This window comes from Kitasatospora sp. NPDC091276 (assembly GCF_040684355.1).
Taxonomy (GTDB): domain Bacteria; phylum Actinomycetota; class Actinomycetes; order Streptomycetales; family Streptomycetaceae; genus Kitasatospora.
In genome coordinates, this window is record NZ_JBFBFU010000010.1 from 17,308 (window position 1) to 41,434 (window position 24,127).

Below are 24,127 nucleotides of genomic sequence, written 5' to 3' on the forward strand. Positions count from 1 at the left end.
CGGTGGCGGAGCCAGGGGGCCTGAACGGCCGGGAATGCGTCGTGACGCAAATGCCGAGAGGCCCGCACCGGGCAACATGTACGCGGTGCGGGCCCCTCGCTGCTAGGCGGGTGCCGTGGCAGAAAAACTACAGCGGACGAATGTTCTCGGCCTGCGGGCCCTTCTGACCCTGCGTGACGTCGAACTCGACCTTCTGGCCCTCGAGCAGCTCACGGAAGCCGTTGGCGTTGATGTTCGAGTAGTGGGCGAAGACGTCCGGGCCGCCACCCTCCTGCTCGATGAAGCCGAAGCCCTTTTCCGCGTTGAACCACTTCACAGTGCCATTAGCCATAAAAAAATCTCCTTCAAGGGGCTGTCCGAAGCCCGCACCATGCAGGCTCCGAGTCGCCGCGATGAGCACCCACCCGGGGAAGAGCCGGGAAACAAAAATGCGCCTGCGAAACATCAGCAGGCGCACACAAAGTTCATGGGAACCACTACTGCAACTAAAACGACTCTAGCAGGCTCCGGCCCGCCATGGGCGAATATTTCACCCCGGGTTTCGCGGGAGCCTCCCCCGGGGGCGGCCGGCTTCGGAAAGACCGCCCTTGCACTCTCGGGCGCATACGGCAGGAAGTGTCAATTCTGCCGTCTGAAATGACGGGCTACGGGGAGTTCGCTCAAGCTGCACGGGGTGTTCCGAGACTTCTCACCTCCGGGTCCAGGTGATCAAGGCGCGGCCGGGTCTGCCGGCGGCGCCGGGAGCGAGGGGGCGGTGGCGCGGCAGGTTGTCGCGCGGCTGTGACACGGCGGGGCCCGCCTCCCAAGGAGTTCCTCATGACGCGCACGTAAGGTCGCGCACGACATGGCGGAGAAGCGGGAGGCGATGGAGATGCGGAAACTGGGGCACGGAACGCGGCTGATCGGGGTGAGCGTGATCGCCGGGGTCGTGGCGGCGGGCATAGCCCTGCCCGCGGTGGCGGCCGCCGGGCTCGGCGCCCAGTCGGCGGCCGACGACTTCCAGAGCCTGCCCGACGACTTCAAGACCCCGGCGCTCTCACAGGCCTCGACGATCCTCGACGCGCAGGGCGGCACGATCGCCACCGTGTACGACCGCGACCGCACCGTCGTCCCGGCGGACCAGATGTCCCCGCTGGTGAAGACCGCACTCGTCGACATCGAGGACAACCGCTTCTACGAGCACGGCGCGATCGACCTCAAGGGCGTGCTGCGCGCCCTGGACAAGAACGCCACCTCCGGCGGCACCGCGCAGGGCGCGTCCACCCTGACCCAGCAGTACGTGAAGAACGTCTTCGTCGACGAGGCGGGTGACGACCCGCAGAAGGTGGCCGAGGCGCAGCGCCAGACGATCGGCCGCAAGATCCAGGAACTGAAGTACGCGATCAAGGTCGAGGAGACCCTGAGCAAGGACCAGATCCTCACCAACTACCTGAACATCACCTTCTTCGGGGAGAAGGCCTACGGCATCGAGTCGGCAGCGCGGCGCTACTTCGGCGTGCACGCCAAGGACCTCACCCTGCCGCAGGCCGCGCTGCTCGCCGGCCTGGTGCAGTCGCCCACCGGCTACGACCCGACGGTCAACCCGACCGCGGCGAAGGACCGGCGCGACACCGTGCTGCGCAAGATGGCCGAGTACGGGCACATCACCAAGGAGCAGGCCCAGCAGGCCATCGCGACCCCGCTCGGGCTCAACGTCCAGGCGCCGCAGCAGGGCTGCATCCTGGCCAAGCAGGGCGAGGGCTTCTTCTGCGACTACGTGCGCCAGACGGTGCTCACCGATCCGGCCTTCGGCAAGTCGGCGGCCGAACGGCAGGCGGTGTGGAAGCGCGGCGGCCTCCAGATCCACACCACGCTCGACCCCAAGGCCCAGGCCTCGCTCTACGCCTCCGTCACCGCCCACGTGAACGCCGGCGACCAGGCGGCGACCGCGATGAGCATCGTCGAGCCGGGCACCGGCAAGATCCTCGCGATGGGCCAGAGCCGCCCGTACGGCGTCGACGGCAAGCAGCACCAGACCCAGATCAACTACAACGTCGGCAAGGCCATGGGCGGCGGGCTCGGCTTCCCGACCGGCTCGACGTTCAAACCGATCGTCGCCGCGGCGGCCCTGGAGAACGGCATCTCGCCGAGCCAGAGCTACACCACCGACTACAGCATCCCGTGGCCGGCGATGACGGACTGCTCCGGCGGCCGGTTCCCCTCCGCCGGGCAGGTGCACAACGACAGCCAGAGCCTCACCGGCCAGTTCGACATGAAGACGGCCATGGCACAGTCCGTCAACACCTACTTCGCCAAGCTGGAGGGCGACGCCGGGCTGTGCAACGTCGCCCGGATGACCAACGAGCTCGGCATCACCCAGCAGGCGGGCGGCGAGAAGCTCCAGGTCGTCCCGTCGATGACGCTCGGCAGCAACGATCTGACCCCGCTGGAGATGGCCGGCGTCTACGCGGCCTTCGCCGCCCACGGCACCTACTGCGCGCCGACCGCCATCGCCTCGGTGACCGGCCCCGACGGCAAGCAGCTCGCGGTGCCGCAGGCGAACTGCTCCGCCGTGATGTCGACCACCACCGCCGACACCGTCACCGCGATGCTCAAGGGCGTCGTCGAGGACGGCACCGGCCAGACCGCCGGCCTCAGCAGCCGCGACAGCGCCGGCAAGACCGGGACCACCGACGCGAGCCGCCAGGTCTGGTTCGTCGGCTACACCCCCGAGATGGCCGGCGCCACCGTCGTCAGCGACACCGACAACCCCAAGCCCCTGGACGGCCAGCGCATCGGCGGCACCGTCGTGGGCCAGGCCTTCGGCGGCACCCTGGCCGGCCCGATCTGGCGCGACGCCATGAACGGCGCCCTCGCCGACACCCCGGCCGGCACCTTCACCCCGGTGCAGCTGCCGTAGCGTGCTCGTTCTGAGCGGGGCCGCGCCGCCGGAATCCGGCGCGGCCCCGGCACCCGGCGGCGACCCCCACGGCCGCCTCCCTGCGGGTGGCCGCGCGCCCGCGTGGCGGCGTCGCCCGCCCGCAGGGCCGAGCGGGTCGTAGCGGCACCGGTCCGGCTTCCGGATGCCGTTCTGTCGCCCGTGCCCCATCGACGGCGCCGGAATCCGTGGGCTCGGGCCCGAGGCTCGCCGAAATCCGTGGGCTCGGGCCCGGGGCTCGCCGGAATCCGTGAGTTCAGGCCCGGAGCGGCAGCCTCTGGGCGATCCGGGCCAGGTGGTCGAGGTGCTCGCCGCCGTGGTACCCGGCGTGCATGGGGTCGACGACCAGGTGTGTGGCGCCCGCCTCCGCCCACCTCCGGGCCCGCTCCTCGATCCCTTCGAGGCCGTACCGGAGTTCGACCGCGCCCTCCACTCCGATGTCGTCGGCCCGGCGACCGGCTCGCTCGGCGGCGGTGGTGATCGCCTCGATCTTCTGGGGGACGTCCGGCTTGAACTCGCCTCCGTGGTACCAGCCGTCGGCCATCCGTCCGATGCGGTCCAACACGATGCCGCTCCACCCGCCCATCCAGATCGGGATCGGTTGCTGGAGCGGCCGCGGTTCGAGGCCCACACCGACGACGCGGTCGAAGTCGCCTTCGAAGTCGACGATCTGACGGGTCCACAGGGCACGGAGAAGCGACACCTGTTCCTCGATCCGCCGTCCGCGCGTCCGGAAGTCGGCGCCCATCGCCTCGTACTCGACCGGGTTCCAGCCCACGCCGATCCCGAGCCGCAGCCGGCCGCCGCTGAGGATGTCGGCCTGTGCGGCCTGCTTGGCGACGAGCGCCGTCTGCCGCTGTGGGCAGACCAGGACGCCGGTGGAGAAGCCGAGGTCCGGGCAGAGGGCCGAGAGATGGGCGATGGTGGTGAGCGGCTCGTGGAACGCGGTGTTGATCGAGTAGGCCGCCGCCGTCCGTTGCGCGCCGCCCGGGAACCGGGCGCCGTAGTCGGGCCGCGAGTCCGGGTCCACCCCCACCACGTGGTCGTTCACCACGAGGTAGGAGAAGCCGGTCCCGGCCGCTTGCAGGGCCCAATCGCGGATGACCGCACGATCCGAACCGATCTCCTGCGAGGGGAACCTGATGCCAGTCAGCATGGTCACTCCTGAGCGCTTCGTCTCGAAGACGTGCACGCTGCCGCGGAAGCGCGAACAGCACCGTGACACGGTGAACAGGGCCGGTGGCCGTCGGGGGAGGGCCTCCGACACCCGCAGGCAGCCTGCGTAATCCAGGATACGGCGATGTCAACGGTGCCTCTCCTCGGCGGCGCCGACTCAGAGGCCGCGCCCCTCCAGCGGCTCGCCGGACAGGCGCTGCGCCAGGTAGACCGGCACGACCGCCAGGACGATCAGCACCGAGGCCACGACGTCCACCACCGGGCCCTGGTTGGGCCGGGCCAGATTCTCGAAGATCCACAGCGGGAGCGTCCGGGTGCCGGGGCCCGCGGTGAAGGTGGTCACCACGATCTCGTCGAAGGAGAGCGCGAAGGCCAGCAGCGCCCCGGCGAGCAGCGCGCTGCGCACGGCCGGCAGTGTGACGTACCAGAAGGTCTGGAAGGTGTCCGCCCCGAGGTCCGCCGACGCCTCCTCGACCGACGGCGCGATGCGCCGCAGCCGCGCCGACACGTTGTTGAACACCACCACGATGCAGAAGGTGGCGTGCCCGACGACCACAGTGAACAGGCCGAAGCCCACCCCGAGCGGGGTCAGCACGGTGCGGAACGCGGCGTTGAGCGCGATGCCGGTGACGATGCCGGGCAGGGCGATCGGCAGGATCAGCAGGAAGGAGACCGACTGCCGGCCGAAGAACCGGTACCGGGTCGCGGCGAAGGCCGCCATGGTGCCCAGCACCAGCGCCACCGCGGTCGCGCCGAGCCCGGCCTTCAGCGACGTGGCCAGCGCCTCGCGCAGCCCGGTCTCCTGCCAGGCGGCCGTCCACCAGCGGGTGCTGAAGCCGGACGGCGGCCAGGCGAAGGAGCGCGAGGCGTTGAAAGAGTTCACCAGGACCAGCAGCAGCGGGGCGTAGATGACGGCGAACCCCAGGGCCGTCGCCGTCCGGAGCAGGATCCGGGCACCGCGGGAGAGTTGCATCAGGGCCTCGGCCTCACAGACTGTCCAGCGCGCCGGTGCGGCGCACGGCGAGCAGGTAGCCCACGATCAGCAGCACCGGGACGCAGGACACCGCGGCCGCCAGGGGCAGGTTCAGCGTCACGTTGGACGCGATGACGTTGCCGAGCATGGACGTGGTGCCGCCGACGATCTGCACCGTCAGGTAGTCGCCCAGGCTCAGCGAGAAGGTGAAGACCGACCCGGCGATGAGCGCCGGCCTGGCCAGCGGCAGCACCACCGTGCGCAGGGTCCGCCAGGGGCCGGCGCCGAGGTCCGCCGCCGCGGCGAGCAGGCTGTCGGGCAGCTGCCCGAACGCGGTGCACAGCGGCAGCACCATGTAGGGCAGCCACAGGTACGCGAGCACCATGACCACCGCCGGAACGCCGAAACCGGGGGAGTGCCCGCCGAAGGGGGCGGCGACCCAGTCCAGGACACCGCCGTGGCTGAGCATCACCCACCAGGCGTAGGCCTTGACCAGGTAGCCGGCCCACAGCGGCGTCAGCACCGCCACCAGCAGCAGGCGTCGGCTCCCGGACCGGGCCACCCGAGCGATGAAGAAGGCCATCGGGAGGGCGGCCACCGCGTCGATCACGGTCACCGACACCGCGATGCCCAGCGTGCGCACGGCGACCGTCCGGTACTGCGGATCGGTCAGCAGCGACCGGAAGTTGTCGACGGTCCAGCGCTGTTCGACGGCGGAGGTGAACGCGTTGGTGGTCCAGAACGCGGACAGCAGGAGGACCGCCAGCGAGCCGAGGTACGCCAGCACCAGCCAGGTCATCGGCGCCGCCAGCAGCGCCGCGAGCCGCAGACCGGGGCGCCGGTCCAGCAGCCCGGCCAACCGGCGCATCGGGGTGCGTGTCGGAGTGCGCGCGTCGGTGTGCGCCGGGGTACGCGCCGCGGCGGGGGCGCTCACGAGCTCTTGATCCCGTTCCAGGCGGTGACCCACTGGGCGTACGCGGTGCAGTCGTCGCGGCCGCTGCCGTCGGCGCACTGCGCGGTGGGCGTGGTCCAGTAGTAGACCTCCTTCCACCAGTTCTCGTCGGTGGCGTGGTAGTCGGCGCAGAAGCCCGGGTTGTCGGTGATCTGCGCGCAGGCCTTCGAGTTGGCCGGGGCCTCGCCGAAGTACTCGGCGACCTGCGCGTTGGCCGACGGCGAGACGATGTAGTCCATCCACGCGTAGGCGCAGTTGGGGTGCTGGGCGTGCGACGAGACCATCCAGGTGTCGGACCAGCCGGTGGAACCCTCGACGGGCAGGATCGCCTGCGTCCTCACCCTGCCCTCGGCGGCGACCGCCCGCTGGATCACCTCCCAGGTGGTGCCGATCAGGGCGTCGCCGGAGTCGAACGCCGCCTGCTCCTTGGTGTAGTCGCTCCAGTAGGAACCGACCTGCTTCTTCTGGACCTTGAGCAGCGCCACCGCGGCGTCCAGTTGGGAGGAGGTCAGGGCGTAGGGGTTCCTGATGCCGAGCTCGGGCTTGGTCCTCATCAGGTACAGCGCGGCATCGGCGATGTAGATCGGGCTGTCGTACGCGGTGAGGTGCCCGGCGTAGGGCGAGTCCGGGGTGAAGACCGCACCCCAGGAGGTCGGCGCGGGGGTGACCTTGTCGGTGTTGTACATCAGCAGGTTGGCGCCGCGCCCGTGCGGGATCCCGTACGGCACGTCCTTGACCGAGTTCCACGGGCGGTTCTTCAACCCGGGATAGACATCGGCGTAGTTGGGGACGAGCGCGGTGTTGACCGGCGCGACGTCGCCGCCCGCGATCAGGCGCAGCGTCGCGTCACCGGAAGCCGAGACGGTGTCGTACTGGCCGGTCTTCATCAGCGCGACCATCTCGTCCGAGGTGCCCGCCACCTTCAGGTTCACCTTGCAGCCGGTCTGCCGGATGAACGGGGTGACCCAGTCGACGGCCTTGTTGTCCTGCCCGTACTCGACGTAGCCGGCCCAGGCGACGATGTTGACGGTGCCCTCGCCGGGGCCGAGGGACTTCTGCGCGGGGATGTCCGGTGCGGTGAACCCGCTGCCCGTGCCGCCGCCGCCACCGGAGTTCGACGCGCACGCTGCGGTCAGCAGCAGGGCGGCCGCGGCCGCCAGGGCGCTCAGGGGGCGGCGGCGGACGGGGCGGCGAAGCAGGGTCCGGCGGCGTAGGGGGTGCGTGGTGCTCATGAACTCGGTCGCTTTCGTCAAGGGTTGTTCGTCAAGGGTTGGGGGTCAGGAGTTGTCGATGCGGACGGTGTGCTGTCGCCGCCAGGCCAGGAGGACGCTCGCCCCGCGGCGGCGGGAGACGTCGGCACCGGAGACGTCGGCACCGGAGTTGTCGAGACCGGAGCCGTCGAGGTTCTGCCGGACCGCCACCAGCCGCCCGCCCGCCGCCAGGTCGACCAGGAAGCGGGTCTGCGCGCCGGCGTAGACGACCTCGCCGATCGTCCCGGTGACGCCGTACTCGTCGGGCCCCGTCAGGTCGCCCGGACGGGCGATGCGGATCTTCTCGGGGCGCACCGAGTACGTCCCGGGCCGGCCGAAGACCTGCTCGGCGCAGGCGCCCCGGAGCAGGTTCGAGGTGCCGACGAAGCCCGCCACGAACGCGGTGGCCGGTCGCTCGTACACCTCGGCGGGAGTACCGACCTGCTCGATCCGGCCGGCGTTGAGGACCGCGATCCGGTCGCTCATCGTGAGCGCCTCGTCCTGGTCGTGGGTGACGAGGACGAAGGTGATCCCGGCCTCGCGCTGGATCTGCTGGAGTTCGAGCTGCATCTCCAGCCGGAGCTTCAGGTCGAGGGCGCCGAGCGGCTCGTCGAGCAGCAGTACGGACGGGCGGTTGACCAGCGCCCGGGCCAGCGCGACCCGCTGGCGCTGCCCGCCGGACAGTTCGGCGGGGCGCCGGTCACCGAAGGAGGGCAACTGCACGCTCGCCAGCGCCTCGGCCACCCGTGCGGCCCGCTCCGCCCGCGGCACCCGCTTGACCTTCAGTCCGTACTCGACGTTCTGCCACACCGACAGATGCGGAAAGAGGGCGTAATCCTGGAACACCGTGTTGACGTCGCGGTCGAACGCGGGCAATCCGGTGACGTCGACCCCGCCCAGCAGCACCCGGCCGGCGCTCGGCGCCTCGAAGCCCGCGATCATGCGCAGTACCGTGGTCTTGCCCGACCCGGACGGCCCGAGCATCGAGAAGAACTCGCCCGGCCTGACCTCCAGATCGATCCCGTCCACGGCGCTGACCACGCCGAACGCCTTGCTGACCCCGGACAACGCGACCGCACCGGGCTCGACCGGACAGTCGGCCGAGCGGCCCGACGAACGGCCCGACGTACGCTCCGGCGGGCTCGGGAAGGAACCGGCGGACGGACTGGGAACTGGGCTGGACGTCATCCGCACCTCGGTCTCGCGGTCTCTGCTGTCGGATCCGCGACTGCTGAATCCTCTGAACCTTCGACTGAAGCAGAAAAGCCACCGGTCCGGGTGGCGGCGGCCCACCGGCCTCGGGGGCCGTCAGCGCGATGACGGTGGCACGGCGGCGATTGTCAGCCCGATGACGGCGAGGTCCGGCACCTTCGAGAGGTCCGCGCTTGCCCCTCCTCATCCGAATTCACGTTCAAGTCAACCGAATTCACGTACACGTACACGTACACGTACACGTACACGTACACGTACACGTCCAAGGAGCGCACATGACGATCACCATCCGACCGGGAAGCACCGTGATGTTCACCGGCGACTCGATCACCGACTGCCAGCGGCAGCAGAGCGAAGACGGCCTCGGCTACGGCTACCCGCTGCGCGTCGCGGGAGAGTGGGGACTCCGGCACCCGGACCGGCCCGTGACCTGGCTGAACACCGGGAACGCGGGCGACAAGGTGATGAACCTCGAAGCCCGCTGGCAGACCGACGTGCTCGACGCCCGACCGGACGTGGTGTCGATCCTCGTCGGAGTCAACGACATGGGCTGGCACACGCTGGACCCGGAGGGGCGCGTGATCCCCGCGGAGGAGTTCGAAGCGGGCTACGACCGCCTGCTCGCGCCCCTCGCCGAGGCGGGCGCGCAGCTGATCCTCATCGAGCCGTTCCTCCTGCCGATCCACGGCGTCATCGAGGCCGGCGCCGCCCTCATCGGAGCGGAAGAACGACGGCAATGGCGCACCGACCTGGACCCCAAGATCCAGGCCGTGCGCCAACTCGCCCGCACCTACGGCGCGCACCTGCTCGCCGCCGACGGCATGTTCGCCGAACTCGCCGCCACGGCCGGCCCGGAGCACTGGTCCGAGGACGGCGTCCACCCGACGCCCGCCGGCCACGCCGCACTCGCGGCAGCCTGGCTGCGCCTGGTCGCCTGACCGAGCCCCGCGACCACCCGCGACAGCGGCGGTCGCGGGGAGATCCAAGGGCTCCAGGCCGGCCTCACCAGAGCCAGGGAGGAACGCCGTTGCTCGCCCAGACCTGAATGCCTGTGCGGGACAGCTTCGTCAGGGAAGCTCGCGGCGCACCAGCACACGGGCAGCAGGCTCCCCGGTGAGCCGGGCGTGTGCCATCCGTTCGCGCACCTCGCCGAGCGTGCGTGGCCGGTAGCCGGGGCCACCGCAGCAGCCCTTGTGGAATCGGACCCCCGCGTGCAGCAGGACGGAGAGCGTCCGCCAACCGGCGGCGTCCCGTCGACGCGGTGCCGCGAAGGCGGACCCGACGTGGATCAGAGCCTCGGTGCAACGCGGGCAGCGCCGTTCGCGCGTCCCGGGGTAGGGCTGCTTGTACGAGGCCCGGCAGGGCAGACAGACGTACGAGGTCCTTGCATGGGCCATGAGGCCAGACTATGCGTCGGCGGCCGTCGAGCCGACCGGATTTCCTCCTGTCCGGCCTCAGGGAAGCCATGTCTCGGGCGGTCCCTGGCGGTCCCCGGCGGTCCCCGGCGGCCCCCGGCGGTCCCCGGCTGTCACTGGCGGTCCCCGGCTGTCACTGGCGGCGCTCAGCCGCCGAAGGCCTCCGCCACGGGTCGCCGCAGGTCGTAGGCGGCCCAACCCGGGTCCCCGGTGCTGGCGAACGCGACCCAGGCACCGTGGACCCGGGCTGCGAGCCCCGCCGGGGCGGGTTCGGGGCCGAGCAGCCCGGTGTCCCCGTGCAGCCACGGTTCGTCGGCGACGTCGAACACGAAGGGCAGTTCGACGGTGTGGGCGGCGCCGAGCCGCCCGCCCAGAGCCGTCGAGCGGTACCCGAACGAGTAACGGTGCGTACGGCCGCCCGAGATCCGGGCGTGGGCCTGTGCTAGACGCGCCGTACCGGCCTCGAACAGGGCCCGCCCGAGCACGGCGGAGCGCAGCTCGCCCGGTGTCGCGCCCGGCCGGGCCGCGCGGTGCGCGGCGAGGGCGGCCGCCGGGTCCGCGTGCACCCGGGCGGCGACGGCGAGCACGTCGGCGTCCGTGGTGGACTCCAGACCGCCCTGCGGGACGACGTAGAGGTTCCCCTCCTCGGTGTTGGTGCCGATGAGCAGATCGACGTCGGCGGCCGGGCCGTCGGCGAGGGCGTCGGCGGGCTGCGCTGGCAGGACCAGGCTGAACGGGCTGAGCCCGGCCAGCGGGTCCGAAGCGGTGCCGGTCCGCAGATCCAGGCCGGCCAGCGCGGGCAGGACCGCCACGAAACGCTCGTCCGGGACCAGGGCGAACGCCTCCACGGTCGGCTCGACGCCCAGCGAGGCCGCCACCGCGGCGGTGACCCGCTGCGCCTGCTCCGGGGTGAACGCGCCGCAGCCGTTGCCGCTCTGGACGATCGCCCGCCGGAACAGACCGGCGGCCGCCGGAGTCGCGAGCAGCGCACCGACGAGCGTGGCGCCCGCGGACTGGCCGAAGACCGTGACGTTCCCCGGGTCGCCACCGAAGGCCGCCACCGAGCCCCGCACCCACCTGAGCGCGGCGAGCACGTCGAGCAGCCCGCGGTTGGCCGGAGCACCCGCCAGCTCCAGGAACCCCGGCACGCCGAGACGGTAGTTCACCGTCACCAGGACGACGCCGTCGCGGGCGAACGCGCCGCCGCCGTAGAGCGCCGCGCGGTTCGAGCCGGTGACGAACCCGCCGCCGTGCACGAAGACCATGACGGGGCGCCCGCCCCCGTCGGCGGCCGGCGTGTGGACGTCGACGGTCAGGTATTCCTCGCCGGGCACCCAGCCCGGCCCGAAGTAGGGGCTCATGTCGAGCCGGCCGAAGTCCCGGGCCGGCTGGGGGGCGGTCGGCGAGGGCCTGCCGCCGTCACGGACACCCGGCCAGCCCGGGTGCGGCATGGGCGCGGCGAACCGGCCGGCACCGACCGGCGCCGCCGCGTACGGGAGGGCGCGGAAGCGCTCACCGGACTCGTCACGGACGCCGCGCACGGCGCCCGCCGGGGTTTCGACGACCGGATCTGCCTGTCGGGGCACGGGATGACTTCCTCTCTGGAAGGGAACGAACGGGACATCGATCGGGGGAGCTCCGGACGGGACGTCGGGACGTCGGGACGTCGGGAGATCAGGAGATCCGGGAGAAACCCGCCCACTCCTTGACCGCGAACTTCGACCCGCTGCGCGCGACCTCCATCGCCCCCCGGCCGCCGAAGTGCGCCGGGAGGACGAGCGCGTTGTTCTCGGCGGCGCGGCCGAGCAGCTTGCGCCGGGTCGCGCGGGACTCCGCCGGGTCCTCGCAGAAACAGGAATTGGTCTCCGGCTCCGCGATCTGCAACGCGGTGTGCACCAGATCCCCGACGAACAAGGCCTGGTCGCCGCCGGACTCCAGGGTGAGCACGGACGAGCCGGGAGTGTGCCCGGGAGCGAGATCGAGCCGCAGGTTCCCGTCGATCCGGTACGTCCCCTCCCACAGGTGCGTCAGCCCCGCCGCGTGGACCGGCGCGACGCTGTCCTCGAACACGTTCTGGTTCCCCCGGCCGAACACGCTCCTGTGCCCGTTGGCCGGGTCCCAGAACTCGAAGTCCCGCCGGGGCATCAGATACGTGGCGTTCGGGAAGGTCGGCACCCAGTCCCGGCCGTCGAGGCGGGTGTTCCAGCCCACGTGATCGACGTGCAGATGGGTGTTGACCACGACGTCGACGTCCTCGGGCCGCACCCCGGTGGCGGCGAGGTTGTCGAGGTAGCCGGTGTCCAGGCGGCTCCACACCGGCGCGTAAGGGCGGTCCTTGTGGTTGCCCACGCCGGTGTCCACGAGGATCGTGCGCCCCTCGCTGCGCAGCAGCCAGGACTGGATCGCCGTACGGCACTCGTCCGTCTCCGGGTCCCAGAAGTCGGGCGCCAGCCAGTCGCGGTGCTCGTCCCACGAGCCGTCGGGGCTGTCCGGGAAGAACTGGCCCGGCGTCAGCCCGGCCGAGCCGTAGAACTCCTTGACGCGGGTGACGGTGACGTCGCCCAGGGTGATCTGTTCGGGGTCCTGGCCCATGTGCTGATCCATGTGCTGATCCATGTGCTGGCCCATGCGCTGATCCATGTCGTGATCGATGTTCTGGTTCATGTCCTGATCCATGCGGTCCGTCCTCGGGTCCGGGATACGCGGCCGAATCGGCGGCTGACTGAGACCGATCCTGGACACCCGGACGGGCACCAGCCACTCCCGGCTTGTCCTACCCCTCGCAGGGTGTGGCAGGGACCGGGCCGCCCGTCGAATACTGGGGCGATGAACGGACCAGGCCCACTCGGCGCCTTCCTCCAAGCCCGGCGGGCGCAGCTGCGGCCCGAGGACGTCGGCCTGCGCGACCTCGGGCCCCGCAGACGGGTGGCCGGGCTCCGGCGCGAAGAACTCGCCCAACTCGCGGGCGTCAGCGTCTCCTACTACACCCGGCTGGAACAGGGCCTGTCCCGCGGGGCCTCCGCCGAGGTGCTCGACGCCATCGCCGGCGCCCTCCTGCTCGACACCCACGAACGCGCCCACCTCGACCGGCTCGCCGACACCGCCCGCCACACGCCCCGGCCACGCCGCCCACGGCCCGAGAAGCTCGCCGCCGAAACCCGGGACCTCCTCCGCGCCGTCGACGGCGTCCCCGCGATCGTGCTCGGCCGCCGCACCGACGTCCTGGCCTGGAACACCCTCGGACACGCCCTGCTGGCCGGCCACCTCGACGTCCTCAGCCCGGACGACCCGGCCCGACGCCCGAACATGAGCCGGATGCTCTTCCTCGACCTGCACTGCCGAGAGCTGTACGCGGACTGGGAACGCAAGGCGCGCGCGGTGGTCGGCAACCTGCGCATCGCCGTCGGCAGACATCCGGAGGACGCGCTGCTCGCGGAGTTGATCGGCGAACTGACCATGAAAAGCCCGGAGTTCGTCGCCCTGTGGGCAGACCACCGCGTAGTGCCGTGCGACGCCTCGTCCTACGAGCTGCACCACCCCGTCGTCGGCACGGTCACGGTGACCCAGCAGACCCTGTCCATCGCCCGCTCACCAGACCAGGCGCTCATCGTGTGCACCACCCCCGCCAACTCCCCCTCCGAGCAGGCCCTCACCCTCCTCCGCCACGCGGCCGCCAGCCGGGCACCGCACGCGCGCGGCGCGGGCGCGCGCCAGGCGTAGGCCGGGCAAGCGCTGCGGCCCCAGCCACCGTCGTCATCGACAGTAAGTGACGTCACCGGGAGGTCGACGATCCCGTGCGGACGCTGACCGTGAACAGAGTGGAACAACCCCGCGAGCGCGGGGCCGATGATGACAAGGCCGCCGTCGACGCTGTCGACCTGGAGCAACCCCCGCGACCGCGGGGCCGATACTTCCTGACCTTCAGTGATTAGCGGCAGAGGGGCCCGATTGATTCAGTTCGCTTGGTAGAGACCTCGTCGAGCAGCTGATGCGTTGTTGCCGTCTCTCCTTGCTCCAAGGCTGGTTGTCAGTTTCGTGGCCCACGTTCTCGAAGCGTACTCGCACATGGAGGTTGGGACGATGGTTGACGACCGTTGGCAGTGGTATCCGTCCGAGTCAGGAGCTGGCTGGGCACACTGTGGGGTAGGTCCGTCGGGCAGATGTGCGTATGGGAGGCGATCGATGCCGGGTACCGTCACGGTATGACGACCAGTGACTTCGTTGTGGTGACGACGACCCATGACGACGAGACAAAGGCCCGTGAGCTCGCCTCGGTGGTGATCCGTGACCGCCTGGCCGCGTGCGCGCAGGTCTACCGCGTCCAGTCCGTCTACTGGTGGGACGGCGAGGTGCAGGAATCCGCCGAGTGGCGGATCGACTTCAAGTCCCGGGCGAGCCTGGCTGATCAGCTGTCCGCGCGCATCGTCGAGCTGCACTCCTACGACAGGCCGGAGGTCGTCGGGGTGCCGGTGATCACTGGATCGGCCGCCTACCTGGACTGGGTGGCCGCAGAGACGCGAAGCTGATCGGCAGCTATTCCAAGGAGGCCCGGATCTCGTCTCGAAGTGCCTGGGCCGCCGACGATGCCGGGAGCTGGTCGACCAGTGCGGACAGCCGTACTCGACCCATGGTTGTCTCGGCTTCGAGTTCTGGATGGCGGAGGCGCGTTCGTGCGTTTCGGCCCCGGCCTGGTGGTTGGCCATCATGAGGGGCATGGGCTTGACCACTTGGGCTCTGTCTCCGGCCATCGCTCTGCATCTGTCGGCCGTATGGCGGTCGTAGCGCGAGACCTCGCGCCCGCACCTCGGGCGCGGGTCGAGGACGCGGTGTGCGGTCTGCTCGATGCGCTGCTGGCGGAGGAGGTGGTACGGGCCTTGAAGCTCGGCAAGTAGGCGTGGCCTACGCGGACGCCTCGCTGTCGAGTGCGGCCTTCGCGGTCTGGCTGGAGGGACTGCCCGGCGTAGGCTCGGCCCCATGCCCCTCCGATCCGTGGTGTTCGACATCGGCGAGACCCTGACCAGCGACACCCGCTACTGGGGAGACTGGGCCCGGTGGCTTGGCGTCCCCACGCACACGATGTCGGCCCTCGTCGGGGCCGTACTTGCTCAAGGCCGAGACAACGCCGACGCAATCCGGATTGCCCGGCCCGGCGTGGACGTGGCCGCAGAGTGGCAGGCCCGGCAGGAAGCTGGCCAGGGCGACTTCCTCGACGAATCCGACCTCTACCCAGACGTCCGCCCGGCTCTGGCCCGTCTTCAGGAAGCCGGGCTGTGGGTGGGGATCGCGGGCAACCAGAACGCCGCCGTGACCGAGCTGCTGTCCAGTCTTGGATTGCCGGCCGCTGCGATCGCCACGTCCGGCGAGTGGGGAGTGTCCAAGCCGAGCGCAGCCTTCTTCGATCGGGTGACGGCTTGGGCGCCGGGTGAGCCCCACGAGATCGTGTACGTCGGTGATCACCCGGCCAACGACGTCACGCCGGCTCGGGCGGCCGGTCTCCGGGCCGCGCACCTTCGCCGCGGTCCGATCGGGCTCACGTCGACTGCGCCCACCGCGGACTGGACCGTGAACTCGCTGACCGAGCTGGCCGGTCTGCTGGTGGGCGAGTAGCAGGATCGCCCCGGCGGCGTGACCGCCGGGGCGATCCGCCAGGCGCCGGTACCGTTCCGAGTGCGACCACGGAACGGAGCCACACTATGCCCGGAACCACCGCTACCGCACTCGGTCAGCGAATCGAAACCGCCCGACTGGCACGGAGGTTGACGCGTCGCCAGCTGGAGAAGCTGTCCGGCGTCTCGTACAGCACGATCCGCAAGGTCGAAGGCGGGGAGCGGTCCCCAGGTGACGGCATCCTGGAGGCGCTGGCCCGTGCTCTCGACCGCACTCCGGAGGATCTGCTGGACGGCCCCGGTCGTACCGACAGCCGGGTGCACGAGGCCATCCCGAACCTGCAGCGCGCGATCGCCGCGTACGACCTGCCGGAGGACGGCCCGGTCCGGTCGCTGCCACTACTCGCGGCTGACGTCGGGCGGGCAGTCGAGGACCGCGTGCAGTCGCGGTACGCACACCTTGCCGAGCAGATGCCGCAGTTGCTCAGCGAGTTGTTCCGCGCGGTGGACAAGGCTCGGGGAGCTGACCGCGAACGGGCCGCTCGTCTCCTCGCGCTGGCGATCAGGTCGGCGGACGCGGTGGCCTACAAGTACGGCTACGGCGACCTCTCGGGCCGACTGATCGAGCTGATGAGGTGGGCGGCATCGATCGCCGCTGACCCCGCCCTCGAAGCTGCCGCGGCGTACGTGCGCATGGAGACGTTCTTCTCTGTCAGCCAGCTCGGCCCTGGTTTGCGGTCGCTTCGGACCGCCGTCGACCGGATGCCAGCCCCGACGACGGAGTCGCTCGCTGCGGCTGCTGCCGCCCTGCACATGCGCGCGGCGGTTGCTGCGGGCCGTATGCGGCGCGCGGACGAGGCGCGTGAGCACCTGCGGGACGCCGAGGCACTGGTTAGCCGGGTGCGGGAGCGGCTCTATGACGGTACGGCGGTCGGGCCTGACAGTCTGGAGATCCACCGGTTGTCGGTGGCCGTGGAGTTGGGCAATCCGCAGGATCTCCGGAACGCGGTAGTGGCGGCGTCCTGCTGGGCACCCCCGCGGGACCTGCCAGCTGAGCGCCGGTCACACTACTACATCGACCTTGGCCGGGCCCAGATGCTCCTCGGGCAACCGCAGCACGCGAAGGAATCACTGCTGGTCGCGAGGCAAATCGCCCCGCAACACGTGCGCGAGCACAGCCAGGTGCGGACGGAGTTGGCCACGATGGTCCGGCTGTCGCGCGGCCGGGACGAGCAGCTGCTCGCTTTCGCTCGGTGGGCCAAGGCGGTGTAGGGGGGTGCCACAGGTTGTGGCACTTCCGGGGGCGCCCGACCGGGACGCTTGGAGGCGTGACAGGGACACCGACGCCACAGGTTGTCGAGCCGGGGTCAACAAGCCCCGCGCGGCTCCACGGAGAAGCGTGCATCTGCTGTGGCTCGCCCGAGCCGCCTCTGATAGCGGCTGGCCACGTCTACACGTCGACTGGCCCGACCACGGCGCCGCTCGGCTGGCCAGTTGTGGCCTGTGCTTCCGGATGCCGGACCATCTCGACGGAGGACCAGTGAGCGAGCAGTATCCCCCGGCCACGGATTTCACCAGCGTGGAATTCAGGCCCTACGCCGGTGTTCCTCGACAGCTCCGGGTGACCCCCGAGCAACTGCACGGCCAGGCCTGTATCGCCTGCACAGATGGCGACGGGACACACCTGGTCTACATCGGACGCACCTATACCGACGCCCCGCCCGGGAACGCGCAGTACAGCCGGCCCGCTGTCGCTCATCCCGGATGCCTCGAGGTTGCCAAGTGAGCGTCGGCGGTGGAACACCGGTCGGCGTCGAGACCGCGGGTGGCACCCCCTGATGCCGTCGCCGGGTGAGATCCCGATTCCGGCGGACGAGGAGATCGAGGAGGACGACATGACCTCGCAGAAGGGCCCCAGCGGCGGCTCGGGCGGAATCGGTGGCCCGAAGGCACCGCTGACGGCACCGATGCCCCCGCCGCTGGCCGACCCGCTTCCGAACCCCGAGAAGTGACTCCCCAGCCGGCCGTACGGCGGTGCGGCCGGCCAGTGCTACTCGTCGCGGAACAGACGCCAGAGCGGGATCCCGATCGCGCGGGCGATCGCGCTGAGCTGGTCGAGCGTGGGCGGGACGAGGCCGGAGCAATTTCCGCACGGGTGGGGACGGGCTGCTTCAGGGGCGAAGTGTCCGGTGGAGGGCCTGTTTTCAGATGTGCGGTGCTCTGGGAGCATGGTGCGATGGATCATCGGCAGATAGTCAGTTCCGGCTCGCCTCTCGAACCTCAGATCGGCTTTTCCCGGGCAGTCCGCAAGGGGTCACACGTTGCAGTCGCGGGGACTGCTCCCATCGGGGACGGTGGGACGACGGTGGGGAAGGGCGATGTGTACGCCCAGACTGTCAGGTGTCTGGACATTGCGGAGGCCGCGCTGAAGGAGGCGGGGGCGTCGTTGGGGGACGTTGTGCGGACCCGTCTCATGCTCACCGATGTGACGCGCTGGAAGGAGGCCGCGCGAGCGCACGGGGAGCGGTTCGGGTCGGTCCGTCCGGTCTGCACCGTCGTCGAGGTTTCACGTTTCATCGATCCCGAATGGCTCGTTGAAGTGGAGATCGACGCCATCCTCGACTGATTCCGAAGAGCGCTGGTCGCGGCCACACGTGGGTGGCTGCGACCAGCGCTGTGGTGTTTCGTAGCGGGGCGGGTGTGCCGCGCGATGCTAGGGGCGGTGGCGGCGGGTGTCGGCCAGGCCCTGCCAGCGTTCCGCGATGTCGGCGGTGCCTGCGGGGAGGTCGAACTGGTCGAGGACGCGCATGACGATGTGGTCGACGAGGTCGCCGATGCCGTTCGGGATGTCGTAGAAGGCCGGCATCGGCGGGACGATGCGTACGCCCATCCGGGAGAGCGCGAGCATGTTCTCCAGGTGGATCTCGTTGAGGGGTGTCTCCCGGGGCACGAGGACCAGTGGGCGCCGTTCCTTGAGCGTGACGTCGGCTGCGCGGGCGATGAGGTTGTCGGCCATGCCGTGCCGGACGGCCGCGAGCGTCTTCATGCTGCACGGGACGATGGCCATGCCCGCGACCGGGTACGAGCCGGAGGAGATGGTGGCGCCGAGGTCGCCGAACTTGTGTGTCACGTCGGCGAGTTCGGCGAAGCGACGGGCGCTGTAGGGCGTCTCCACCTCGATGGTGGAGCGGGCCCAGGTGCTCAGGACGAGGTGGGTCTCCACCTGCGGTACCTCGCGCAGGACCTGTAGCAGGCGGACGGCGATCGGGGCGCCGGTGGCGCCGGTGACTCCGATGACGAGGCGGGTGGCGGGGGGTGTGGCGGACACAATGTGCTCCTGGCGTAGGGGGAAGGGCCGGAGGGGAGGGTGAGGGAGGGGGCGCGCCGCTGCTCCCTCACCGCCCCGGCGGCTACAGCGCCAGGACGCCCGCCCAGCGTTCGCGCAGCCGCTCGCGGGTGGCCTGGTCGACGCGGTTGGCCGCCGGGTACCGGTCCTTCCACGCGAACGGCTTGCACGCGTCGATGAGCACGATGCCCATCGACAGGTCGCCGGCGGCGAGCCTGTCGGGTGCGAGCCGGGGGTCGATGGCGGTGGTGGGCGCACGCAGGACCTGGATGGACTCGGTCGGGTGGACGCGGGTGAACATCGCCCACAGGACGTGGTTGATGTCGGTGATGTCGATGTCCTCGTCGACCACGACGAAGTACCGTTCCATGCCGCCGGTGCGCTTGCGCCCGGCCGCCGCCAGCAGCGCGTGCATGGCGTCCCCCGCGCCGGTCTGCTCGATGGAGACGACCATCAGCAGCTGCCGGGCGTAGGCCCACACGCCCTTGACGTTCTGCACGCCGGACGCTTCCAGGTGGTCCCAGGTCAGCGACGCCGAGTAGAGCGGAACGGCCTGGTCGCCGGCCGGGATGGTCGGCAGCATGGGCGGGGCGCCCAGGATGATCGGGTCGTCGCGGTGCAGGATCCGGGTGACCCGGACGACGGTCTCCTGGCCCGAGTGCGTGTAGTAGCCGGTCCACTCCCCGAAGGGGCCCTCCAGGACGGACTCCTCCTCGACCGGCGGCAGTTCGCCCTCGATCACGATCTCGGCGTGCGCCGGGATCGGAAGCTCGCTGCCCGGCGCGTACAGGACCTCGACGCCCTCCCCGCGCAGCCCGCCCGCCAGGTCGTACTCCGACATCCCGGACGGTGCGGCGATCGCGGCGGCGGTCGAGAGGATCGGGTCCTGGCCCACCACCACGGCGATCGGGCAGGTCTGGCCGCGCGCCCAGTACTTCTCGGCGATCGCCTTGGCGTGCCGGTTGCCGAGCATCCACAGCGAGAGCCGGTCGCGGCCCTGGACGCAGGCCCGGTAGGTGCCGACGTTGACCCAGCCGCTGTCGGGGTCGCGGGTGATCACCATGCAGGCGGTGCCTATGTAGCGCCCGCCGTCCCTGTCGTGCCAGCGCGGGGTGGGGAAGATCCCGAGGTCCACGTCCTCGCCGACCAGGACGTTCTCCAGGACCGGACCGGTGGCGACCTCCACCGGGGGAACGGGCTCGATCCGCTTGCTGAGGTCCTTCCAGGCCCGCACGATGTCGAGCTTGGGGGTGTCGTGCGGCAGCCCGAGCGCCACCGCGGTGCGGGCGGGCGTCCCCATGAAGTTGGTGAACACCCGGTACCCCGTGGGGAATCCCGGAATGTTGTCGAACATCAGGGCGGGGCCTTCCCGCTCCGCCAGCAGTTCGGTGATGCCTCCGATGTCCAGGTCCCGGTCGGCGCCGTCGATCTGGAGGACTTCGTCCTTCCCGAGGGCCTCGGTCAGGTGGTCGATGTAATGCCGAAGATCACGAAATGCGCTCATCTGCCGTCGGGGAGCCGGGTGGTGTGCCCGGATCTCCCCTCCTCCTCTTCCTCGCGGGTGGCGGCCGAGCCTCGGCGCGGCCGTCACGGGGATCGCAGTTCCGCGCGGACAGGTGCCGCGTCGGCCTGCGCACCGATGATCCGGATCGGCCGCGAGCGGACGCAACGAGTCCGGACGTAGGTGCCGGATACCGCCCCGGGTAGGGTCTGGATCCGTGGAATCCCTCAATCTCCGGCTGATCCACGCCCTGCAGATCGACGGGCGTGCCCCCCTGCGCCGGATCGCCTCGGTGCTGGGCGTCTCCGAGCAGGTCGTCGCCCGCCGCTACGCCGCGCTGTGCGAGAGCGCCGGGCTGCGCGTCATCGGCCGGCTCAACCCCCGGCCCGTCGGGCAGACCGTGTGGGCGCTGCGACTGCGGTCCGCCCCCGGCGCGTCGCTCGGCCTGGCCCGGGCCCTGGCCGCGCGGGAGGACACGCGGTGGGTCCAGCTCGCCTCCGGCGCCACCGAGATCATCTGCCATCTCGTGGCGCACCGCGACCGCGCCCAGGACGCGCCGGTGCAACTGCTCGACCGGCTCCCGGGGGTCACCTCGATCACCGCGCAGCGCGTGCTGCGGCTGTTCAAGGGCGGCCCGACAACCTGGGGCGCCCTGACCTGCGCGCTGGACCAGGACCAGCGGGACGCGCTCGCCCCCGCGTTCCCGCCGCCTGCCTTCCCACCCCCGAGGCTCCCGCCTTCCGACGCCCGGCCGTCGTCGCCGTCCTGGGCGCCGTCGCTGGAGCCCACCGGGCTCACCGAGCTCAACGACCTCGACCACACGCTGCTCGCCGCGCTGGCCCGCGACGGCCGTACGACGTACGCGGCGCTGGCCGCCGAGGCCCGCTGCCACGAGTCGACGGTGCGCCGCCGGATCGCCCACCTGCGCGCGGCCGGAGCGCTCTTCTTCGTCGTGGACGTCGACGAGCGGCTGCTGGGCAGCCCGACCACCACCGCCATCTGGATGTCGGTGCGGCCCTCGCACCTCGCCGCCGTCGGCGCAGCCCTGGCGGAACACCCCGAAGTCGCCTACGCCGCCGCCACCACGGGGCGGACCAACCTCCTCGCCGCCGTCCTCTGCCCCGACGACGAGTACCTGTACGACTACCTGACCGACCGTCTCGGCGCCCTCCCGGGCATCGACACGGTCGAGACCGCCCCGATCGTCCGGACCCTCAAACGCGTCGGCACCGTCGGCCGCCACCGCAACCGGCCGGCCGGCACCCGGCGCGGCTGAGGACCGTCGAGACGTCGGGCGGCTGACCGCCCGGCGAGCCGGCCAGCCGTTCAGAACGGCTTGGGCGGCCCCGATCGAACGGAGGCCGCCCAGGGCGTGATCCCTCGCATCTCCCGCATCTCCCGTTCGGACCGGGGCCCGGGGGAGGAAGGGGAGGAACTGCTACTACCCCACCACCTGGACCTCGTCGGCCTGGAGCCCCTTCTGGCCCTGGACCGCCACGAAAGTCACCTTCTGGCCCTCAACCAGGGACTTGAAGCCGCTTCCCTGGATCGCCCGGAAGTGAACGAACAGGTCCGCTCCGGACTCCGGGGTGATGAAGCCGTAGCCCTTCTCGTCGTTGAACCACTTCACCGTGCCGTTCTGTCGCTCTGCCACAGCCACTCCTGCTTTCCGAGGATCGAGGATCTACGAGACGCAACATGCCGATCATGACAGGGCTCGGGGTCTCGGCGGGGCTGTAACGCGAAGTTGGTCGGCCGCTGCGGTGAGTAGCCACCCGGACCGGTGACGGCACCACAGGTGCTGCACGCGCCGGAGTCCCGGCAACCGTCCACCGTCCACCGTCCATCTGCGCAGACGTGATCGGGTAGCCCGGCGGGCCGGCCTGAGTACCCGTACTCAGGCCGGCCCGGTCGTGCCGCCGGAGCATGGGGGCATGCACACAGCAGCAACACCGAGGATCGGCATCACCGCCGTCGGCTCCCACCTGCCGGCCCGCCGGCTCACCTCCCAGCAGCTCCAGGACGAGGTCACCGCCGGCGGGCGACTCGCCCTTCCGGAGCGGATGTTCGAGAAGGCGACCGGCATCCGCACCCGGCACTTCGCCGCCGACGGCGAGTACGCCTCCACCCTGGCGGTCGGCGCCGCCCGACGCGCCCTCGCCGCCCGTGCACTGCGCCCGCAGGACGTGGACCTGCTGCTGTTCGCCTCCGCCACCCGGGACGTGTGCGAGCCCGCCACCGCCCACATCGTGCAGGCCGAACTCGGCACCCGTGCACACGCGTTGGACGTCAGCAACGCCTGCAACAGCTTCCTCAACGGGATCGACCTGGCCCGCGCGATGATCCTGGTCGGCCGGGCCCGGCGTGCCCTGGTCGTCACCGGCGAGACGCCCAGCCGGGCCATGCTCCGCACGCCGTCCTCCCCGGCGGAGTTCCGGGACGGCTTCGCCGGCTACACCTTCGGTGACGCCGGGGCGGCCGTCGTCGTCGAGGCCGTGGAGCGGGGCGGCATCCTCGACGTCGGGACGGAGACGGCCTCCGAGCACTGGCCGGCCGGCGGCATCCCCGGCGGCGGCTCCCGCCACCCGCGCGGCGACGAGTACAGCTACTTCCGGGGCGGCGGCAAGGAACTGCGCGGCATCTTCGAGGAGATCGGCCCCGCCGCCCTGGCCCGGCTCGCCGCCCGCACCGGCCTCGGCTGGGACGACTACGCCCGGGTGCTGGTGCACCAGGTGACGATCCCCTACCTGGAACGCTTCGTCGAGCTGACCGGGGTGCCGGCCGGGAAGCTGGTCCTGACCGTGCCGGAACTCGGCAACGTGGCCAGTGCCACGCTGGGCGTGCAACTCGACCGAATACGCGGCACGTTGGCGCCCGGCGAGAAGGTGCTGCTGATCGGTCTCGGCGGTGGCGTCAGCCTCATGACCATGGTCTGGGAGGCTTCGTGAGGACCGACCTGTGGGTGGTGGTCCCCGCCTACCAGGAGGAGGCCCGGATCGAGGGCGTGTTGCGCGCCCTCACCGGCCAGCGCGACCGAAACTTCACCCTGCTCGTCGCCGACAACGGCTCCACCGACGGCACCGTCGCCCTGGTGCGGGCCTTCGCCGCGCACGCGCCGTTCCCGGTCGAGGTGGTGGTCGAGCGGGAGAAGGGCGTCGGTTCCGCGGTGGACACCGCCTTCCGGTACGCCATCGCCCACGGCGCCACCCTGCTCGCCCGCACCGACGCCGACTGCCTGCCCGAACTGGGCTGGACGGCCGCGGCCCGCGCAGGGCTGGTCGCCTCCGGCGGGCTGGTCTGCGGCCGGGTCACCGCCCGCCACGACGAGCACGGCCCGGCCGGGCGAGCGGTGTTCCTGGCACTGGTCGCGCTCGGCGCCTTCTTCGGGCGGATCCGGCCCGCCCACCGCCGCCGACACGGCTACCTGACCCCGTACCGGATGCACGCGGGCAACAACATGGCGATCACCGCCGAGCTCTACCTCGCCGTCGGCGGCATGCCGCGGCGGCCCTCACCCACCGACCGGGCGTTCCTCAACAGGGTCCGCCGGCACACCACGGCGGTGGTGCGCCGCCGCGACATGGTGGTGCAGAACTCCACCCGGCGCATCCGCGCGTACGGCGTGGTGGGCACCGCGCGCTGGTACCTGGAGCGCGGCGCGGGGCCGCGCGCCGTCGACGTGCGCTGACAGCCCGCGCGCCTCGCTCCTCACCGGCCCTTTCCCGACCGGACCCGCTCCGTTCCACTCCGCAGCCCGCCGCTCCGCAGCCCGCCGAAGG

24 protein-coding genes are annotated in these 24,127 nt (G+C 71.2%); 12 read left to right on the plus strand and 12 right to left on the minus strand.

Annotated elements, in window-relative coordinates; translation table 11 throughout:
• Nucleotides 1-127: 127 nt before the first annotated feature.
• Nucleotides 128-331: a cold-shock protein gene (locus tag AB0O19_RS14520; protein ID WP_030918248.1), complete on the minus strand. Its 204-nt coding sequence runs from the start codon at nt 329-331 to the stop codon at nt 128-130.
• Between the two features lie 513 nt (nt 332-844).
• Between AB0O19_RS14520 and AB0O19_RS14525 the strand changes: the two genes are divergently transcribed.
• Nucleotides 845-2,899 carry a transglycosylase domain-containing protein gene (locus AB0O19_RS14525; RefSeq protein WP_363619560.1) on the plus strand — a complete coding sequence of 685 codons (2,055 nt, stop codon included), beginning with the start codon at nt 845-847 and terminating at the stop codon, nt 2,897-2,899.
• A gap of 274 nt (nt 2,900-3,173) precedes the next feature.
• On the opposite strand, the gene AB0O19_RS14530 is transcribed toward AB0O19_RS14525, so the two are convergent.
• The 5 genes from AB0O19_RS14530 to AB0O19_RS14550 all read right to left on the minus strand — a co-directional run bounded on the left by AB0O19_RS14530 (nt 3,174) and on the right by AB0O19_RS14550 (nt 8,336).
• On the minus strand, nt 3,174-4,073 hold the full coding sequence (locus AB0O19_RS14530; protein ID WP_363619562.1) for an LLM class F420-dependent oxidoreductase: 900 nt from the start codon (nt 4,071-4,073) through the stop codon (nt 3,174-3,176).
• A gap of 177 nt (nt 4,074-4,250) precedes the next feature.
• A complete protein-coding gene (locus tag AB0O19_RS14535) occupies nt 4,251-5,066 on the minus strand; it encodes an ABC transporter permease (RefSeq protein ID WP_363583321.1) in 816 nt (271 codons plus the stop codon).
• 13 nt (nt 5,067-5,079) lie between these two features.
• Nucleotides 5,080-5,934 (minus strand): ABC transporter permease, encoded by an 855-nt coding sequence (locus AB0O19_RS14540; RefSeq protein WP_363619889.1) that lies wholly within the window; start codon nt 5,932-5,934, stop codon nt 5,080-5,082.
• Nucleotides 5,935-5,996: 62 nt separating this feature from the next.
• Nucleotides 5,997-7,271, minus strand: a complete 1,275-nt coding sequence (locus AB0O19_RS14545; protein ID WP_363619564.1) for an ABC transporter substrate-binding protein — start codon at nt 7,269-7,271, stop codon at nt 5,997-5,999.
• A 24-nt stretch (nt 7,272-7,295) separates the two neighbouring features.
• Complete coding sequence (locus AB0O19_RS14550; RefSeq protein WP_363619566.1) at nt 7,296-8,336, minus strand: ABC transporter ATP-binding protein; 1,041 nt, start codon at nt 8,334-8,336, stop codon at nt 7,296-7,298.
• Nucleotides 8,337-8,755: 419 nt separating this feature from the next.
• Between AB0O19_RS14550 and AB0O19_RS14555 the strand changes: the two genes are divergently transcribed.
• Nucleotides 8,756-9,418, plus strand: a complete 663-nt coding sequence (locus tag AB0O19_RS14555; protein ID WP_363619568.1) for a GDSL-type esterase/lipase family protein — start codon at nt 8,756-8,758, stop codon at nt 9,416-9,418.
• A 129-nt stretch (nt 9,419-9,547) separates the two neighbouring features.
• On the opposite strand, the gene AB0O19_RS14560 is transcribed toward AB0O19_RS14555, so the two are convergent.
• The 3 genes from AB0O19_RS14560 to AB0O19_RS14570 all read right to left on the minus strand — a co-directional run bounded on the left by AB0O19_RS14560 (nt 9,548) and on the right by AB0O19_RS14570 (nt 12,487).
• Nucleotides 9,548-9,877, minus strand: a complete 330-nt coding sequence (locus AB0O19_RS14560) for a deoxyxylulose-5-phosphate synthase (protein WP_363619571.1) — start codon at nt 9,875-9,877, stop codon at nt 9,548-9,550.
• Between the two features lie 164 nt (nt 9,878-10,041).
• Entirely contained in the window at nt 10,042-11,481 is a 1,440-nt protein-coding gene (locus tag AB0O19_RS14565; RefSeq protein ID WP_363619573.1) for a carboxylesterase family protein, read from the minus strand.
• Between the two features lie 88 nt (nt 11,482-11,569).
• Nucleotides 11,570-12,487: an MBL fold metallo-hydrolase gene (locus tag AB0O19_RS14570; protein ID WP_363619891.1), complete on the minus strand. Its 918-nt coding sequence runs from the start codon at nt 12,485-12,487 to the stop codon at nt 11,570-11,572.
• Nucleotides 12,488-12,721: 234 nt separating this feature from the next.
• Here AB0O19_RS14570 and AB0O19_RS14575 point away from each other — a divergent pair, with 234 nt between their 5' ends.
• From AB0O19_RS14575 to AB0O19_RS14605, 7 genes are all read left to right on the plus strand, one after another.
• Nucleotides 12,722-13,615, plus strand: coding sequence for a helix-turn-helix transcriptional regulator (locus AB0O19_RS14575; protein ID WP_363619575.1), 894 nt, complete (start codon nt 12,722-12,724; stop codon nt 13,613-13,615).
• 482 nt (nt 13,616-14,097) lie between these two features.
• Nucleotides 14,098-14,421 carry a divalent-cation tolerance protein CutA gene (cutA, locus tag AB0O19_RS14580; RefSeq protein ID WP_363619577.1) on the plus strand — a complete coding sequence of 108 codons (324 nt, stop codon included), beginning with the start codon at nt 14,098-14,100 and terminating at the stop codon, nt 14,419-14,421.
• A gap of 448 nt (nt 14,422-14,869) precedes the next feature.
• On the plus strand, nt 14,870-15,502 hold the full coding sequence (locus tag AB0O19_RS14585) for an HAD family hydrolase (RefSeq protein ID WP_363619579.1): 633 nt from the start codon (nt 14,870-14,872) through the stop codon (nt 15,500-15,502).
• Between the two features lie 86 nt (nt 15,503-15,588).
• The gene (locus tag AB0O19_RS14590) at nt 15,589-16,773 is read left to right on the plus strand and encodes a helix-turn-helix transcriptional regulator (RefSeq protein ID WP_363619580.1); all 1,185 of its coding nucleotides are present in this window, start codon (nt 15,589-15,591) and stop codon (nt 16,771-16,773) included.
• A gap of 268 nt (nt 16,774-17,041) precedes the next feature.
• Nucleotides 17,042-17,287, plus strand: coding sequence for a hypothetical protein (locus tag AB0O19_RS14595; protein WP_363619582.1), 246 nt, complete (start codon nt 17,042-17,044; stop codon nt 17,285-17,287).
• Between the two features lie 52 nt (nt 17,288-17,339).
• Nucleotides 17,340-17,513, plus strand: coding sequence for a hypothetical protein (locus AB0O19_RS14600; protein ID WP_363619584.1), 174 nt, complete (start codon nt 17,340-17,342; stop codon nt 17,511-17,513).
• Between the two features lie 224 nt (nt 17,514-17,737).
• On the plus strand, nt 17,738-18,127 hold the full coding sequence (locus tag AB0O19_RS14605) for a RidA family protein (protein ID WP_363619586.1): 390 nt from the start codon (nt 17,738-17,740) through the stop codon (nt 18,125-18,127).
• A gap of 87 nt (nt 18,128-18,214) precedes the next feature.
• On the opposite strand, the gene AB0O19_RS14610 is transcribed toward AB0O19_RS14605, so the two are convergent.
• Together AB0O19_RS14610 and AB0O19_RS14615 are read right to left on the minus strand one after the other, a co-directional pair.
• Nucleotides 18,215-18,829, minus strand: coding sequence for a UbiX family flavin prenyltransferase (locus AB0O19_RS14610; RefSeq protein ID WP_363619588.1), 615 nt, complete (start codon nt 18,827-18,829; stop codon nt 18,215-18,217).
• Nucleotides 18,830-18,911: 82 nt separating this feature from the next.
• Nucleotides 18,912-20,351 (minus strand): UbiD family decarboxylase, encoded by a 1,440-nt coding sequence (locus AB0O19_RS14615; RefSeq protein ID WP_363619590.1) that lies wholly within the window; start codon nt 20,349-20,351, stop codon nt 18,912-18,914.
• A 214-nt stretch (nt 20,352-20,565) separates the two neighbouring features.
• Between AB0O19_RS14615 and AB0O19_RS14620 the strand changes: the two genes are divergently transcribed.
• A complete protein-coding gene (locus AB0O19_RS14620; protein WP_363619592.1) occupies nt 20,566-21,624 on the plus strand; it encodes an Lrp/AsnC family transcriptional regulator in 1,059 nt (352 codons plus the stop codon).
• Nucleotides 21,625-21,789: 165 nt separating this feature from the next.
• On the opposite strand, the gene AB0O19_RS14625 is transcribed toward AB0O19_RS14620, so the two are convergent.
• Entirely contained in the window at nt 21,790-22,002 is a 213-nt protein-coding gene (locus tag AB0O19_RS14625; RefSeq protein ID WP_363583369.1) for a cold-shock protein, read from the minus strand.
• Nucleotides 22,003-22,282: 280 nt separating this feature from the next.
• Here AB0O19_RS14625 and AB0O19_RS14630 point away from each other — a divergent pair, with 280 nt between their 5' ends.
• The gene (locus AB0O19_RS14630) at nt 22,283-23,296 is read left to right on the plus strand and encodes a 3-oxoacyl-[acyl-carrier-protein] synthase III C-terminal domain-containing protein (RefSeq protein ID WP_363619594.1); all 1,014 of its coding nucleotides are present in this window, start codon (nt 22,283-22,285) and stop codon (nt 23,294-23,296) included.
• The gene (locus AB0O19_RS14635; protein ID WP_363619596.1) at nt 23,293-24,036 is read left to right on the plus strand and encodes a glycosyltransferase; all 744 of its coding nucleotides are present in this window, start codon (nt 23,293-23,295) and stop codon (nt 24,034-24,036) included. The genes AB0O19_RS14630 and AB0O19_RS14635 overlap by 4 nt, the downstream gene beginning before the upstream one ends.
• The last annotated feature ends 91 nt before the right edge of the window (nt 24,037-24,127 follow it).

Bases quoted from the DNA above. Each gene is read 5' to 3' on its own strand.
- AB0O19_RS14520 (WP_030918248.1), bottom strand. From the start codon at position 331: ATGGCTAATGGCACTGTGAAGTGGTTCAACGCGGAAAAGGGCTTCGGC.
- AB0O19_RS14525 (WP_363619560.1), top strand. From the start codon at position 845: ATGGCGGAGAAGCGGGAGGCGATGGAGATGCGGAAACTGGGGCACGGA.
- AB0O19_RS14530 (WP_363619562.1), bottom strand. From the start codon at position 4,073: ATGCTGACTGGCATCAGGTTCCCCTCGCAGGAGATCGGTTCGGATCGT.
- AB0O19_RS14535 (WP_363583321.1), bottom strand. From the start codon at position 5,066: ATGCAACTCTCCCGCGGTGCCCGGATCCTGCTCCGGACGGCGACGGCC.
- AB0O19_RS14540 (WP_363619889.1), bottom strand. From the start codon at position 5,934: ATGCGCCGGTTGGCCGGGCTGCTGGACCGGCGCCCCGGTCTGCGGCTC.
- AB0O19_RS14555 (WP_363619568.1), top strand. From the start codon at position 8,756: ATGACGATCACCATCCGACCGGGAAGCACCGTGATGTTCACCGGCGAC.
- AB0O19_RS14560 (WP_363619571.1), bottom strand. From the start codon at position 9,877: ATGGCCCATGCAAGGACCTCGTACGTCTGTCTGCCCTGCCGGGCCTCG.
- AB0O19_RS14570 (WP_363619891.1), bottom strand. From the start codon at position 12,487: ATGGGCCAGGACCCCGAACAGATCACCCTGGGCGACGTCACCGTCACC.
- AB0O19_RS14575 (WP_363619575.1), top strand. From the start codon at position 12,722: ATGAACGGACCAGGCCCACTCGGCGCCTTCCTCCAAGCCCGGCGGGCG.
- cutA (WP_363619577.1), top strand. From the start codon at position 14,098: ATGACGACCAGTGACTTCGTTGTGGTGACGACGACCCATGACGACGAG.
- AB0O19_RS14585 (WP_363619579.1), top strand. From the start codon at position 14,870: ATGCCCCTCCGATCCGTGGTGTTCGACATCGGCGAGACCCTGACCAGC.
- AB0O19_RS14590 (WP_363619580.1), top strand. From the start codon at position 15,589: ATGCCCGGAACCACCGCTACCGCACTCGGTCAGCGAATCGAAACCGCC.
- AB0O19_RS14600 (WP_363619584.1), top strand. From the start codon at position 17,340: ATGCCGTCGCCGGGTGAGATCCCGATTCCGGCGGACGAGGAGATCGAG.
- AB0O19_RS14605 (WP_363619586.1), top strand. From the start codon at position 17,738: ATGGATCATCGGCAGATAGTCAGTTCCGGCTCGCCTCTCGAACCTCAG.
- AB0O19_RS14615 (WP_363619590.1), bottom strand. From the start codon at position 20,351: ATGAGCGCATTTCGTGATCTTCGGCATTACATCGACCACCTGACCGAG.
- AB0O19_RS14630 (WP_363619594.1), top strand. From the start codon at position 22,283: ATGCACACAGCAGCAACACCGAGGATCGGCATCACCGCCGTCGGCTCC.